This window comes from Nocardioides sp. S-1144, assembly GCF_005954645.2.
Classification (GTDB): Bacteria; Actinomycetota; Actinomycetes; order Propionibacteriales; family Nocardioidaceae; genus Nocardioides; species Nocardioides dongxiaopingii.
On the sequence record NZ_CP040695.2, the window covers coordinates 1560183 to 1575121 of the forward strand.

Sequence of the window (14939 nt, forward strand, 5' to 3'; positions counted from 1 at the left end):
TCGCCGAGTCGGCGTTCGGACTGAGTCCGGACGCCGACTCGGCTGCTGTGCACTTGCACTTCACGCCGACTCGGCAGGGGCTGGGGTACGGTGCCGCGCATGTCCTCGGCCCGGCCCCGACAGGGCGCCCCGCTGGTGGCCCTGCTCGGCGCCGCGGGGGTGGTGCTGGTGCTGCTGGTCGGCCTCTGGGCCGCGACCGCGGGGCCCGACGACGCCTTCCGCAGCGACGGGCCCGACCCGGACCGGATCACGACGTCCTCGCCGACCGAACCGCCCTCCACGTCGGCGTCGGCGCCCCCCGAGGCCGACGACGACGGCGCCCTCGACGACTCCGACGCCGGTTGGCTCGGGGTCGTGCTCGGCGGCGTCATCTTCCTGGCGGCCGCCCTGGTGGTGCTGGCGGCGCTCGCGCTCGCCCAGGGCGGTCTGCGCCGGCTCCGCGAGCCCGCGCGCCGGGACCGACGCCCCGACGACGACGACGAGACCGGCGACCTGACCGTCGTCGAGGCGATCACCGAGGACGCCGCGGCGCAGGAGGAGATCCTGGCCGCCGGCGGCACGACGCCGCGCAACGCCATCGTCGAGTGCTGGCACCGCTTCGAGGCGCAGGCCGACCGCGCCGGGATCCCGCGCGAGCCGTGGGAGACCTCCTCGGAGTTCACCCTCCGCCTGCTCGACCTTGCCGGCGCCGACGGCCGCGCCGTGGCGAGGCTCGCCGAGCTCTACCGCGAGGCACGCTTCTCCGAGCACGAGGTCGGCGAGGAGCACCGCGCCGCCGCCCTCGAGGCGCTGCGCCGCATCCACCCGGCGCCCGGGACGGCGGCCCGGCCCCGCGGCGCCGTGGAGGACCCGTGAGGCGCCGTTGGGCCCGCCGGGCCGGCGGCGTCCTGGCCGGCGTCGTGGCCGTGCTCGTCGCGACCCAGGTGCTCGGTTTCGAGCCGCACCCGCTCCGCGTCGCGCTGCTCGGCGCCGTCCTCGGCGCCGGCGCCGGCCTGCTCCTCGACGCCGTCCCCCAGACCCCGTTCGCCTGGACGACGCCGGCCCCGGCGGCGGCCGTCACCCGCGACCGGGACGCCGTGACGCAGGCCCACCTGCGCCGGCTGGAGAACCACCAGTCCGCGCGGACGCCGGACGCCGCCGTGCGCGACCGGCTGCGCGAGGTCGCCGACCGGGTGCTGCGCGCCCGCCACGGCGTCCGGGTCGACTCGGAGGCCGGCCGCGCCCTGCTCGGCCCCGACCTCCGCGCCGTGCTGGACGGGCCCGTCGTCCGCATGAAACCACGCCGCATCGACGAGGTGCTGCGCATGATCGAGGAGTTGTGATGCCCGAAATCGGTACTCACCCGGAACCCGGCACCCGCCCGGAGCCCGAGGCCCAGCCGATGCCGGTGCGGGAGGCCGCCGACCTCGCGAACCGGGTCCTCGACGAGGTCGAGCGGGCCGTGGTCGGCAAGCGCCGCCCCCTCACGCTGGTGCTGGCCGCGATCCTGGCCAAGGGCCACGTGCTCATCGAGGACCTCCCCGGCCTGGGCAAGACCCTGTCCGCGCGCTCCCTGGCGCAGGTGCTCGGGCTCGACTTCGCCCGCGCCCAGTTCACCCCGGACCTGCTCCCGGCCGACCTGACCGGGTCGTTCCTCTACGACCAGCGCCGCAGCGAGTTCGAGTTCCGCCCGGGGCCGGTGTTCGCGGGGCTGCTGCTGGCCGACGAGATCAACCGGACGCCACCCAAGACCCAGTCGGCGCTGCTCGAGGCGATGCAGGAGCGCCAGGTCACCGTCGAGGGCCGGACCTTCGCGCTGCCCGACCCCTTCTGCGTGCTCGCCACCGCGAACCCCGTCGAGTACGAGGGCACCTACCCGCTCCCGGAGGCCCAGCTCGACCGGTTCCTCCTGCGGGTCGGCTTCGGCTACCCCGGCGCCGACGACGAGTACGACGTCGTGGCCCGCCGCGTGGCGCGGCGGCGCGAGGACACGGTGCTCGAGCCGCTCACCGACGCCGCCGGGCTGCGCGCCCTGCAGGCCACCGTCGAGACCGTCCGCGTCGACGAGAGCGTCGGGCGCTACTGCGTGGAGCTGGCGGCAGCGACCCGCACCCACGCCCACGTGCAGGTCGGCGCGTCGCCCCGCGGCTCGCTCGGCCTGGCGCTGGCCGCCCGCGCCTTCGCGGTCGTGCGGGGCCGCGACTACGTCGTGCCCGAGGACGTCAAGGCCGTCGCCCGCCCGGTCCTGGGCCACCGGATCTCGATCAAGCCCGAGCTGTGGATGTCGGAGGCGTCCGGCACCAGCGTCGTCGACGAGGTCCTGAAGCGGGTGCCCACCCCGGCCACCCTCGAACGCCGGTGACCCCGCTGGAGGCACCGGTCGGGACGCCCCGCGTGACCGGCGCACCCGGCCCGGTCGGCGGCACCTCCTGGCGTCCGACCGGCGCGCTGGTGCGCGGCGTCGTGGTCGGGCTGGCCGGGCTCGTGGTGGCGGTCGTCGCGGGCGAGCCGGTGCTCCTGGTCCTCACCGCGCCGGTCCTGCTGACCGCCGTCCCGGCGGTCCTGCGTCGCCCGCGCAGCGCGCCGCGGCTCACCGGCGGCGTCGGGCACGCCTCGCTGCACGAGGGCCAGGCGGCCGAGGTGGCCCTGCGTCTCGACGACGACACCGACGTCGAGCAGGTCACCCGCGTCGTCGCGGCCGTGCCCCACGAGCACGCGGCTCCCCACGGCGGCCGGTTCACCGTCCGGCTCGCCGACCTGGCCCGGGTGTCCCTGGTCGTGAGCCCGCGCCGCTGGGGCTCGCGCGTGGTCGGGGAGGAGCGGGTCGTGCTCACGAGCGGCTGGGGCGGCTACCGCTGGGGTCCGGTGCTGGTGTCCGGACGCCGGGTGCGGGTGCTGCCCACGACGTCCTACCGCTCGCGCGCGGAGTCGCCGCACCCGCGCGGCCTCGTCGGGGCCCACCGGTCGACGCGGTCCGGCTCGGGCACCGAGCTCTCCGGGATCCGGCCCTTCCAGCCCGGCGACCGGTTGCGCCGGGTCAACTGGCGGGTCTCGGTGCGCACCGACGCCCTGCACGTCACGACCACCCGGGCCGAGCAGGACGCCGGGCTGCTGCTGGTGGTCGACCTGTTCGCCGACCACGGCGCCTCCGGCGGCATCGACGGCCGGGCCAGCAGCCTCGACCTCACCGTCCGGGCCGCGGCCGCCCTCGCCGAGCACGCGACCCGCACCGGCGACCGGGTCGCGCTGCGCCCGATCGGCGGCCGGGCCCGCTCGGTGCAGATGGGCGCCGGTCGAGGTCACCTGCAGCGACTGGTCGGCACGCTGGCCGAGGCCCGGACCGCCGACGCGCACGGCGACGAGGCGAGCCGGCTCGACCTGCGGGTCGGCGCCGGCACCACCGTCGTGCTGCTCTCGCCGCTGCTCGTCGACGCGGTCGCCACGGCCGCCGTCGACCTGACCCGGCGGGGCCTGCCCGTCGTGGTCATCGACACCCTGCCGCCCGACGCCGCCCCCGACGCCGGCGACTCCGACCCGCGGCTGGTCGACCTCGCGTGGCGGATGCGGCGTCTCGAGCGCGAGCAGGTGCTGCACGCCCTCGCCGCCGCTGGCTGCCCGGTCGTCGCCTGGCGCGGTGCCGGCACCGTCGACGAGGTGCTGCGCCGGCTGTCGCGACGTCGTCCCGGGGGTGCGGCATGAGCGACGCCCTCGCCGTCCTGCGCTCCTGGTCTGTGTCCCAGCGCGGCCTGCGCGCCGTCGTGGTCCTCGGCCCCGTCGTCGCCCTGCTCGCCGCCGGACCGGCCGGCGAGCCGCCGCCGTGGTGGTGGGTGGCCGCGGTCGTCGTGTCGGCGGGCTGGCACGCCGTCCTCCCCGACTCCGGGGCCGGCCTCGTCGCGCTGCTGCTCGCGGTCGGCTGGTGGGTGCGCGTCCCCGACGACGGGCTGCCCGCCTCCTCGCTGGTCGCGGCCGCGGCGGTCCTCGCCGCCCACGTCGCCGCCCTGGTGGCCGCCTCGGCGCCGCCCGACGGCCGCGTCGACGGCGGCGTGCTGCGCTCGTGGACGCTGCGCGCGGTCGCGGTGCTCGCCGCGGCACCGGTGCTGTGGGTGCTCGCACGGGCGCTGGGGGAGCAGGGCGCCCCGCCCGGGCTCTGGCCGGCCGGCCTGCTCGCGGTGGTGCTGGCCGTCGCGGCCGCCACGAGCGCGTTCCCGTCGGGCGGGCGGCCCGGCTAGCGTCGTCGCCGTGCGGGCCGACGACGACTTCGTGGAGGCGGTGCTGACGATCGTGGAGTCGGTGCCGCGCGGCCAGGTGACGACCTACGGCGCCATCGCCGACGTCGTCGGCAGCGGACCCCGGCTGATCGGGAACGTGCTGGCCCGCCACGGCGGCCCGGTGCCGTGGTGGCGGGTGGTGCGGGCCGACGGGTCACTGCCGCCCAGCCACCAGGACGAGGCCCGCCACCGCTACCTCGAGGAGGGCACGCCGCTGCGGCGCTCGGGCTCGGCGGTCGACATCGCGCGGGCGTTCTGGTCGCCCGTCGACCCCGCTCAGCGCAGCCGGCCGACGTAGGTCGCGGCGCGCCGGAGGTCGACGACCCGGCGCTCCCAGGTGACGCCCACCACCACCAGCAGCGTGCCGGCCAGCCCGATCGTCACCCACTGCGGCGTCCGGGCCGCGTAGGGCGACAGCTCGACCAGGGTCAGCAGGGCACCGACGACGGCGCCGACGACCAGCGGGGCGCTCCACCGCAGGCGGGCGCCCGCGAGCACCAGCGCCAGGCACGCCGCGCCGAGCAGCAGGGCCCGCAGGGAGACCGGGTCACCCACGAGCAGCTGGAGCAGCGACGGCACCAGCGCCAGGCCGAGGCCCGGCAGGAGGGTCGTGCGGGTGGAGGCCCGACCGTCGCGGCTGAGCCGGTGCAGGCCCAGGAGCACCAGGGCGACCGCGGTGGGCAGCGTGTAGGGCTCGGGCGCCTGGACGCCGAGGTCGGCCAGCCGCACCCACGTCGCCAGCACGAGCAGGGCCGTGCCGACCCAGGCCAGGGCCCGGCGCGAGCGGTGGACCAGGGCGGAGGCGGTGACCAGCGCCCCGGCCAGGGTGAGGTGCAGGGCGAGCGACACCGCGACGTCGCCGGCCAGCGGCACCGCGGCCGCAGCGGCGAGGAGCGCCACGACGACCGCCGGCACCTCGAGCACGGGCCGGGGGAGCAGCACGGCCAGGGCACCGAGGACGACGAGCACCGGCACGGCGGCCAGCGCCGGGTCGAGCCCGACGACGTCCGCCGTCGTCCAGAGCAGGGCGGCCGTGGCCGGGCCGAGCGCCAACCCGCCCACCCCGGCCGCCGCGGGGAACCGGCCCAGCACCAGGACCGCGGCCGCGGCCGCGGTCAGCAGGGCCAGCGGCAGGAGCAGCAGGCCGGCGTCGGGCAGGGCGAGCCCGGCGGCACCGGCGAGCGCCGCTCCGGCCCCGAGCACCTGGACGAGGGCGGCGGCGCCGTCGCGGCGCAGGGCCTCGACCGCGAGCGCGACCGCGACGACGCAGACCGCGACCACCACGGTCCACAGCGGCACGGGGTGCAGGGACAGGGTCGTCGTGGCGCCGGCCGCGACGGCCGCCAGGCTCCCGCGCACCCAGGCGCCGAGCGGTCGCGGGGCCAGCACCGTCAGCAGCAGCGCCAGGGCCACCAGCATCGTCGGGACCACGAGCCACGGCGAGGCGAGCAGGCCGGAGGGGTCGAGGCGCAGGTCGTCGTCGGGCGCGGTCGCCGCGTCGAGGGCCTGCAGCACGAGGCCGAGGGCGATCGCCAGCGACGGCACCAGCGACAGGGCACCGGGCACGACGGCGGCGATCCGGAGCCGCAAGGGGGCGGCGTGGGCCGCGGCGGCCCACAGCGCTCCGGCCACGAGCGAGGCGACGGCGACGCGGGTCACGCCGTCGTCGAGGACGGGCAGGACGGCGACGGCGGTGAGGGCGGTGCCGGCGGCGGCCAGGCAGCCGACGACGGCGTGCCGGGGGCGCCGCACGGCGAGTGGGGCGAGCAGCAGCAGAGCCGCGGCGGCCAGGGCGACGCCGTCCGCGGAGCCCCACAGCCCGGCCACGGTCAGGGCACCCGCGCGGTCGGCCGTCGTCAGGACCCCGACGAGCGCGGTGCCGAGCAGGTCGCACCACGCCGCCACCGCCGCCACCGCGGACGACACCACCAGGGCGGTGCGACCGGCGCGCTGACCGAGCGCGGCGAGGGCGGTGAACCCGAGGACGGCGAGGCCGGCCACCGGCAGCGCCGCCCCCTCCAGGGGCTCGAGCGAGGGGAGGGCCGCCTGCACGACGAACAGCCCGGCCACGAGCGCCGGCGACGGCACCGCCAGGCGCCGCTCCACGGCCCACAGGACGCCGCCACCCACGGCGAGTGCCGCGCCGAGGGCGCAGGCCAGACCCGCGCCGGTGGGGTCGCCGAGCCACCCCGCGCCCCGGGCGCCGAGCACGTCGAGGAGCAGCAGTCCGAGCGCGACCGTCACGATCGCCTCGGCGGCGACGCGCAGGTCGCGACGCCGCAGCAGCACGCCGCCCACGCCGGTGGCGGCGGTCAGGCCGACGAGCACCGCGGTGCGGCCGCCGACCCCGAGCCACGACCACGCGACCGCGAGGAAGGCCACGGCCGCGACCAGCAGGCACAGGGCGCCGAGGCCGAGCAGGATCGCCGGCACCGACGACGTCCGGACACCGGTGCGCCCGGGACCCTCCGGCAGGGACGACGTCCACACCGGGACGGGCGTCCGTGGTGCGACCGGAACCGCCGGGACGGGCGCAGTCACCGGCGCCGCCGCGGCGAGCCGGAGCCGCCCGGTGAGCCGGTCGACGTCCTGCAGCGCCGCGAACGCCTCGACCGCGAGCTCGTGGTCGAGCGGCACGCCGCAGTGGCGGCAGAGCCGGTCGGCCCTGGTGGGGGTGACGAGCGACCCGCGGCACGACGGGCAGGAGCGCGGGTCGGCGTAGAGGTGGGCAGGAGCGGCGGCAGGCATGGCGTCAGTCCACCACCGCGGCCGGCTCGGGTGACCCCGGTGGCTGCTCATCCGCCCTGAGCGCGCAGGCTCATCCGCCACCGCGCGACGGGTCGCGGGGACGGGGGCCGAGAATGGCGCGATGGCCACCCGCGCGGAGCTCCTGCACGCCTACGACACCCAGCTGCGGGGCGTCGCCGAGACCGCCGGGGCGCTCTCCTGGGACCGGGTGGGGCCGCTGTGGCGCGCGATCCACCGCCACGACGAGGAGCTGCAGGGCTTCGTGAGCCACGAGGAGCTCGCCGGCCACGACGTGCCACGGCTCGTCGCGGCCACCGCCGCCTGGTTCCGCGACGAGACCGGCGTGGCGTCGTTCGAGTGGAAGACCCGCGGCCACGATTCCGGCGCAGCCGGGCTGGACGCCGCCCTGCGCGCGCACGGCCTCGCGCCCGGCGAGCCCGAGACGGTGATGGTGGGGGAGGCGACGGCCCTGGCGGTCGACGTCCGGCTCGACGAGGGCCTCTCGGTGCGCCGCCTCGACGACGCCCCGGACGCCGCCGCGCTGCTGGCCGAGGCCAGCGACGTGCAGCGCCGCGTCTTCGGGCGCGGGGGCGACCTCGCGCAGCGGGTGGCCGCCGCCGGGCGGTGCGAGGTCTGGGCCGCCCTCGACGGCGAGCGGGTCGTGTCCGTCGGCCGTCTCGAGGTCGTCGACGACACCGGGTTCGCGGGTCTCTGGGGCGGTGCGACGCTCGGGGGCCACCGGGGCCGCGGCCTCTACCGCGCGCTCACCGCGGCCCGCGCCCGCGCGGCGCTCGCCCGCGGCGTCCGCCTGCTGCAGGTCGACTGCAGCCCGATGTCGCGCCCGATCCTCGAGCGCTCCGGCCTGGTCGCGGTCACCACGACGACGCCGTACGAGTGGACCCGGCCGGGCTGAGGCCGCTCGTGCGCCCGGCGAGGGATTGCCCGCTACCGGGGCGTGCGCCGCCCTGGTGACGTGGGGGCATGCGCCGTCTCCTCGTGCTCCTGGTCGCCCTGGTCACCCTCGCCGCCACCACGGCCACCCTCGCGGTCACCGCCGCGCCGTCGTACGCGGCGACCTACCCGACGCTGAGCAGCGGGGCGACCGGCGCGAACGTGACCTCGTTGCAGTACCTCCTGACCTCCCGCGGCTTCTCGACCGCCGCCGACGGGGCGTTCGGCACCGGCACGAGGGACGCCGTCGTGGCGTTCCAGTCGTCGGCCGGGCTGGCCGCCGACGGCGTGGCCGGACCCCAGACCCTCGCGGCGCTCGTGCGCCCGCTGCGCGAGGGCGACCGCGGTCCCGCGGTCCAGGCGCTGCAGGTGCAGCTGAACAAGCACGGCTCCACCCTCGACACCGACGGAGCCTTCGGGCCGGCCACGAGCGCCGCCGTCCGGTCCTTCCAGTCGGGCAACGGCCTCGGGGCCGACGGCGTCGCCGGGCCGGCGACCTGGACGACGCTGCTCGGCACGGGCGGCGGCGGGACGGCGCCGGGCACGACCTATGACTCGCTGTCGGAGGCGCAGAAGGCCAACGCCCGCACCATCATCGGCGTCGGCCGGGGCGCCGGCGTCCCGGAGCAGGGCTGGGTGGTCGCGCTGGCCACCTCGATGCAGGAGTCGACGCTGCTCAACATCGACTACGGCGACCGCGACTCGCTCGGTCTCTTCCAGCAGCGCACCTCGCAGGGCTGGGGCACCGAGGCCCAGATCCTCGACCCGGTGGCGTCGAGCAAGGCGTTCTACGGCGTCGCCCCGCACACGCCGAACCCCGGCCTGCTCGACATCGCCGGGTGGGAGTCGATGTCGGTCACCCGGGCGGCGCAGGCGGTGCAGCGCTCGGCCTACCCCGACGCCTACGCCCGGTGGGAGGGCCTGGCCCGCGACGTCGTGGCCCACGAGTCCGGGGCGCCGGCCATCCCCTGACGCGCGGTCCTCCGACCCGCCGTCCCGCGACCCGCGACCTCCGACCGGCCGCCCCCGACCCGTCCACCCGCTGGGCACGAGGCGCCCGGGAGTCGGCTGACCGGCGGGTAACCGACAGACTGGCGCCGTGGTGCTCTACCAGGTCCTCCACTCCGTCGTCCCGCCCGTGGCCAAGGCCGTGTGGCGGCCCACGATCACGGGCCTGCACCACGTGCCCGCGACCGGTGGCGTGATCCTCGCCAGCAACCACCTCAGCTTCATCGACTCCGTGGTCATCCCCGTCGTCGTGCCGCGCACGGTGGTCTTCCTCGCCAAGTCCGACTACTTCGAGGGCTCCGGCGTGAGGGGCGCCTTCACCAAGGCGTGGTTCGAGGGCCTCGGCATGCTGCCGGTCGACCGCGACGACACCCGGGCCGCCATCGCCTCGCTGGACGTCGCGCTGGAGGTGCTCGGCCGCGGTGACGCCTTCGGCATCTACCCCGAGGGCACCCGCTCGCGCGACGGCCGCCTCTACCGCGGCCGCACCGGCGTCGCCCACCTCGCGCTGACCGCCGGCGTCCCGGTGGTGCCCGTGGGGCTGGTCGGCACCGAGAGGATCCAGCCGGTCGGGTCCCGGCTGCCGCGGGTGGTGCCGGTGAGCATCACCTTCGGCGAGCCGGTCCAGGTCGCCGGTCGCTTCGACGACGTCCCGCTCGGCAAGGCCCGTCGCCTGCTCACCGACGAGGTCATGGAGGCGGTCCGGGCGCTCTCGGGCCAGGAGCCGGCCGGCGTCTACAACGAGCGCGCGCCCGACGGCTGAGCCCCTCCCGGACCCGCGCACGGCCCGGCAGAACCGACCCCCGGCTGTAACACGACCGTGACGAACCACGAAACATTGTCAGACACTCTGACGAACGCGTCGCCGACCGTCGACGTGCTTTCCCCCACCACAGGAGTCCCGTTGAAACGCACGTTGGCGACCTTGAGCTGCTCGGCGCTGCTCGCCTCTGCCCTGGCCCTCCCAGCCACCGACGCGGGTGCCGCCGTCCCGTTCGCGGGCCGCACCGCGACGGCGGCCGCGCCCGACCCCGACAGCGCCGGCCGCGGTGCCGCCACGGCGACCCGGGTCGCGCCGCTGGAGAAGGCCGAGGTGGCCCGGCGGGCCGCCGCCGCGCCGGTCTCGGGCGACCCGCTGGAGATGCCCACGTCCTACCCGTACCAGCCGGAGCTGCGGCTCTACCGCGACAACCCCGACGACGCCGCGCACACCGCCGAGCTGCTCGGGCACCCCGACCTGGCCCCGCAGCTGCTCGACTGGATGGCCGAGAGCGACCGCATCTCCACGCAGGTGGTCGGGCAGTCGACCGCGGGCCGCGACCTCTACCTGGTCACCGTCACCGCCCCCGAGCGGGCCGAGGACACCGCGCAGCAGACGGCCTGGAAGGAGGAGCTGAAGGACGACCCGGAGGCCGCCTCCGACAACGCCGAGCTCCTCGCGCAGTACAAGACGCCGGTCTGGGTCAGCGCCAACATCCACGGCAACGAGTGGGAGGGCACCGACGGCGTCATGCAGTACATCGACTGGCTGGTGCACGCCCCGACGTCCGAGGTCGGCAGCATCCTGCGCAACAACCGGCTCTACTTCTCGCTGTCGCTGAACCCCGACGGCCGCACCCTCGCCACCCGCGCGACGGCGCTCGGCCTCGACCCGAACCGCGACATGATCACCAACACCACGCCGGAGACCCGGTCGTTCGTGCGCACCGCGCAGGCCATCCAGCCGCTCTACAGCGCCGACCTGCACGGTTACACCAACGTGCTCCAGGTGGAGCCCTGCGGCCCGCCGCACGGCTCGAACTACGAGTACGACCTCTACATGCCGCACAACTACGCGATCGCCCTCGACGTCGAGGCCGACGTGGTCGCCGCGAACATCCCCGGCAACACCTACTACAACATCGCCACCGGCCAGACGAGCCCGACCAACACCGGCCCCGAGACCGCGCACATCAAGATCCCGTACCGCGACACCGCGTCGGGCTGGGACGACTTCCCGCCGATCTTCACCGCGCAGTACGCCGCGTTCTACGGTGCCGCCACGGCCACCGTCGAGCTGCCGCTGACCCGCGGCGCCAGCGGCGGGCGGCAGACCCCGGCCCGCGCCGTCGTCAACACCGCCGTCGCCGTGCAGACCGTCAAGAGCATGGTCGAGTACATGAACGTGCCCACGAACGCGCGCGAGATGCTGCTCAACCAGGCCGAGGTCTTCCGCCGCGGCGCCTCCGGTGAGGCGAAGGTCTCGATGAGCACCGAGAACATCGCCGACGTCCCCGGCCCCACGCAGTGGAAGCCCCTGTGGGACGTCGCCGACGACCAGGAGCCGGTCTCGCTGCCGCGCGCCTACGTGATCCCGGTCGGCGACGACCAGCGCTCGGCGTCCGACGCCTCGTCGCTGGTGGAGAAGCTGCTCTTCCACGACATCGAGGTCGGCACGCTGGACGCCGCCGCGACCGTCGGCGGGACGACCTACCCGGCCGGCAGCTACGTCGTCGACATGCACCAGCCGCTGCGCGGCCTGGCCAACTCGCTGCTCGACCTCGGTGACGACATCTCGGACAAGGTGCCCTCGATGTACGACATCTCGGCGTGGAGCTACTCCTACCTGTGGGGCGCCACGGTCGACAAGGTCGGCGCCACCACCGACGCGGCCCTCGGCGCCGTCACGCCGGTCACCGCGCCCACCTCGGTGGCCAGCATGCCCGCCGACGGGTACCTCACCTTCGAGGCCGCCGGCCTGGCCGACATGCAGGCCGTCAACGCGCTCCTCGACGAGGACGTCGCCGTCTCGATGCTGGCCGACGGCTCCGTCGTCGTGGCGCCCGGTGACCGCGACGCGGTCGCCGAGGTGGCGGACGGGTTCGACATCGCCGTCGAGAAGGCCACCCCGGCCGACGTCGCGGCGCTGGACGACGAGTCGACCAAGGCGCTCAGCGACCTCACGATCGCCTACGCCGGCACCCAGGACGACCGGCTCTCGCTGGGCGAGCTCGGCTTCGACGAGCTCGTCAGCGTCACCGCGGCCGGCATCAACACCGCCGCGACCAGCGGCACGGCCACCGGCCTCGAGGACGCCGACGTGCTGTGGATCGGCTCGACGTTCAACCTCACCGCCGGATCGCCCGGGCGCCTGGCCGTCCAGGCCTTCGTCGACGGGGGTGGCTCGGTGCTCGGCCGCGGCAGCGCCGCGTTCAACGCCGCCGCCGCCTACGGGCTGGTCACCGGCACGGCCGTGACCGGCAACTCCGGCGGCAACGGGATCGTCGCGGTCGACACGCCGGCCGACTCGCTCCTCGCGCCGTACGCCCAGGACACGTCGTTCATCTACCCGGCCACCTGGTTCACCGGCCTCGGCGCCGGCACCGAGGTCGAGCAGACCTACGGCGCCGACCCGCTGCTGGCCGGCCACTGGCGGGCGAGCGGGGCCGGCGTCAACGGTCCCGACAACGCCGCGAACCAGCCCTCGGTCGTCTCCGGCGAGGTCGCCTCGGGTGCGCGCTCGGTCGTCTTCGGCACCTCGGTGCTGTTCCGCACGCACCCCAAGGGCGGGCTCAGCCAGGCCGCCCGCGCCCTGCTCTGGGCCGGTCCGGAGGGTCTCGGCGTGCCCGGCCCCGAGGCCACCACGATCTCGCTCGAGGCCACCACGCCGGTGGTCTACCCGGCCAAGGTCGCCTTCGACGTCGAGGCCGCGACCGCGTCCGGCCCCGCCGCGGGCAGCGTCGCGATCCTCGACGCCGCCGGCAGGACGGTCGGGTCCGCGGACCTGGCCGCCGGCAGCGCGACCGTGTCGGCCGCCGTGCTCCCCGGCACGACGAGCTACACCGCCGTCCTGACGCCGGCCAGCGCCGCCGTCGAGCCGGCCACGAGCTCGCCGGTCACGGTCACGGTCGCCAAGGCGTCCTCGACGACGAGCCTCAAGGCGCGCAAGGTCGGGCCCCGCAAGGTCCGGCTCACCGTCGGCCTCGTCGTCCGGGGGCTGCGTCCGGTCGGCCCGGTGACCATCACCGACGGCGGCAGGAAGATCAAGGTCGTCTCGTTCGGCGGCTCCGCGACCACGCGCACGTTCGTGGTCCGGCTGCCGCGCGGGCGGCACTCCCTGCGGGCGGTCTTCGCCGGCACGGCGGTCGCCGCGGCCAGCAAGTCCGCGCCCGTGGTGGTGCGCATCACGCGCTGACCACGTGACACGCAGGCGGGCCCGGGGGAGCGATCCCCCGGGCCCGTCGCTGCGTCAGGGCTCGATCAGGCCGGCCCGGATGGCGTAGCGGGTCAGCTGCGTCCGGTCGCGCATCCCGAGCCGGGCCAGGATGTTGGCGCGGTGCCGCTCCACGGTCTTGACGCTGATCGTGAGGGTCGCCGCGATCTCCTTCGACGACGCACCCTCGGCGATCAGCTTGAGGACCTCGTCCTCGCGCTCGGTGAGCACGGTGGACGGGACGGTCTCGCCGCGCCGCAGCCGGCCGAGGTAGTCCACGACGAGGGCGCTCATCGCGCCCGGGTAGACGAACGTCTCGCCCCGCACCGCCGCGCGGCAGGCCTCGACGAGGTCCTCGTCGGCCACCGACTTGAGCACGTAGCCCGACGCGCCGACCCGCAGGGCCTCGAAGAAGTACTGCTCGTTGTCGTGCATCGACAGCATCAGCACCCGGGGTGGGTCCCGCCGGCGGGCGATCTCCCGGGCCGCCTGCAGACCGGTCATCCGCGGCATCGCGATGTCGAGGACGACCAGGTCGACCTCGGTGCCGCGCAGGAGGGCGACCGCCTCGGCGCCGTCGCCGGCCTCGGCGACGACGGTCAGGTCGGGCTCGCGCTCGAGGATCAGGCGGACGCCGCGCCGCACCAGCGCGTGGTCGTCGGCCAGGAGGATGCGGGTGGGGCCGGTCCGCGTCGCGCCGGTCACGGGAGCGGCACCGCCAGGCGCACCGTCGTGCCCCGGCCCTCGCGACCCTCGACGCTCAGCCGTCCCCCGACCAGCAGCGCCCGCTCGCGCATCCCGGCCAGGCCGGTGCCCGGCGGGCTGTCCCGGGTGCCGACGCCGTCGTCGGCGACCTCGAGGACGACGGCGTCGCCGACGCGGCCGAGGGAGACCTCCACCTGGGAGGCCCCGGCGTGCCGGGCGACGTTCGTGAGCGCCTCCTGGGCCACGCGGTACAGCACCAGCTCGATCTCGGGGGTCAGGTCGGGCAGGCCCGGCGCGACGCTGCGGCGCACGTGGCGACCGGCGGCGGAGAACTCGGTGGCCAGGGCGGCCAGGGCGCTGTGCAGACCGAGGTCGTCCAGGACGCCGGGGCGCAGCTGCCGGGCCACCCGCCGGACGTCGTCGAGGCCGGCGCGGGCACTGTCGCGGACCAGCGCGAGCTCCTCGACGAGGCCCGGCGGGGCCAGGCCCTCGACCTGCTTGAGCCCGAGCAGGACGACGGTCAGCGACTGCCCGACCTGGTCGTGGAGGTCCTGGGCGATGCGGTGCCGCTCGGCCTCCTGCGCGGCGAGCGCGCGCTGGCTGCTGCTCGCCCGCTCGGCCTCGAGCCGGTCCAGCATGCCGTTCCAGCTGCGGACCAGCACCGCGCCGGGACCCGCGCCGCCGGCGTCCCCGAGCCGGCGTCCGCCGCCGGGGCTCTCGAGCACCCGCATCTCCCTCACCACGCGGTCGACCGGGCCGAGCGAGGCCCGGAGCAGGGCTGCGTTGACCAGCAGCATCGCGGCCAACCCCAGCGTGAGCACCACGAGCTCGGAGACGAGCGGATCCTGCGACACGCTCGCGGGTGACAGCACCAGGGCCGCGGTGCCCGCGCAGAACACGGCTCCGTTGACGAGGACGACCTTCCAGTACAGCGGCACCGTCACAGCCTCACAAACGTCCGGTCCTGCGTCCACGGACCCGCTGCGTCCGCGGCCGGTCCTCGGCACAGATGGGTGGTAGCACCCATTCCGAGGAGGGTGCTACCCCAGAAGACTGGGGACGTCGCCGCCGGATTCAGGGATCCGACA

Annotated in this window: 13 protein-coding genes; 10 read left to right on the forward strand and 3 right to left on the reverse strand. The window is 76.4% G+C overall.

The window, feature by feature from the left end; all coding sequences use genetic code 11:
* Positions 1-99: 99 nt before the first annotated feature.
* Genes FE634_RS07385 through FE634_RS07410 form a run of 6 tightly spaced genes read left to right on the forward strand, consistent with a single transcriptional unit; the run spans position 100 to position 4545 of the window.
* Positions 100-855 (forward strand): DUF4129 domain-containing protein, encoded by a 756-nt coding sequence (locus FE634_RS07385; RefSeq protein WP_138875508.1) that lies wholly within the window; start codon positions 100-102, stop codon positions 853-855.
* Positions 852-1322 carry a hypothetical protein gene (locus tag FE634_RS07390; protein WP_137294951.1) on the forward strand — a complete coding sequence of 157 codons (471 nt, stop codon included), beginning with the start codon at positions 852-854 and terminating at the stop codon, positions 1320-1322. The genes FE634_RS07385 and FE634_RS07390 overlap by 4 nt, the downstream gene beginning before the upstream one ends.
* Before the next feature lie 59 nt (positions 1323-1381).
* A complete protein-coding gene (locus FE634_RS07395; RefSeq protein ID WP_246060886.1) occupies positions 1382-2341 on the forward strand; it encodes an AAA family ATPase in 960 nt (319 codons plus the stop codon).
* The gene (locus tag FE634_RS07400; protein ID WP_148240481.1) at positions 2338-3678 is read left to right on the forward strand and encodes a DUF58 domain-containing protein; all 1341 of its coding nucleotides are present in this window, start codon (positions 2338-2340) and stop codon (positions 3676-3678) included. The genes FE634_RS07395 and FE634_RS07400 overlap by 4 nt, the downstream gene beginning before the upstream one ends.
* Positions 3675-4208: a hypothetical protein gene (locus tag FE634_RS07405; protein ID WP_138875510.1), complete on the forward strand. Its 534-nt coding sequence runs from the start codon at positions 3675-3677 to the stop codon at positions 4206-4208. Before FE634_RS07400 ends, FE634_RS07405 begins: the two co-directional genes overlap by 4 nt.
* Before the next feature lie 10 nt (positions 4209-4218).
* A complete protein-coding gene (locus FE634_RS07410; protein WP_138875511.1) occupies positions 4219-4545 on the forward strand; it encodes an MGMT family protein in 327 nt (108 codons plus the stop codon).
* Here FE634_RS07410 and FE634_RS07415 read toward each other — a convergent pair.
* Complete coding sequence (locus FE634_RS07415) at positions 4524-6995, reverse strand: SCO7613 C-terminal domain-containing membrane protein (RefSeq protein WP_148240482.1); 2472 nt, start codon at positions 6993-6995, stop codon at positions 4524-4526. The genes FE634_RS07410 and FE634_RS07415 overlap by 22 nt on opposite strands.
* A gap of 121 nt (positions 6996-7116) precedes the next feature.
* Here FE634_RS07415 and FE634_RS07420 point away from each other — a divergent pair, with 121 nt between their 5' ends.
* From FE634_RS07420 to FE634_RS07435, 4 genes are all read left to right on the forward strand, one after another.
* The gene (locus FE634_RS07420) at positions 7117-7908 is read left to right on the forward strand and encodes a GNAT family N-acetyltransferase (RefSeq protein ID WP_138875513.1); all 792 of its coding nucleotides are present in this window, start codon (positions 7117-7119) and stop codon (positions 7906-7908) included.
* A gap of 68 nt (positions 7909-7976) precedes the next feature.
* Complete coding sequence (locus tag FE634_RS07425) at positions 7977-8918, forward strand: peptidoglycan-binding domain-containing protein (protein ID WP_138875514.1); 942 nt, start codon at positions 7977-7979, stop codon at positions 8916-8918.
* A 127-nt stretch (positions 8919-9045) separates the two neighbouring features.
* Positions 9046-9717, forward strand: coding sequence for a lysophospholipid acyltransferase family protein (locus FE634_RS07430; RefSeq protein ID WP_246060935.1), 672 nt, complete (start codon positions 9046-9048; stop codon positions 9715-9717).
* A gap of 153 nt (positions 9718-9870) precedes the next feature.
* Complete coding sequence (locus FE634_RS07435) at positions 9871-13128, forward strand: M14 family metallopeptidase (RefSeq protein ID WP_222847686.1); 3258 nt, start codon at positions 9871-9873, stop codon at positions 13126-13128.
* Between the two features lie 54 nt (positions 13129-13182).
* Here the strand turns inward: FE634_RS07435 and FE634_RS07440 are convergent, their stop codons facing one another.
* Complete coding sequence (locus FE634_RS07440) at positions 13183-13851, reverse strand: response regulator (protein ID WP_138875516.1); 669 nt, start codon at positions 13849-13851, stop codon at positions 13183-13185.
* On the reverse strand, positions 13848-14789 hold the full coding sequence (locus FE634_RS07445; protein ID WP_137295421.1) for a sensor histidine kinase: 942 nt from the start codon (positions 14787-14789) through the stop codon (positions 13848-13850). Before FE634_RS07445 ends, FE634_RS07440 begins: the two co-directional genes overlap by 4 nt.
* Positions 14790-14939 lie beyond the last annotated feature (150 nt).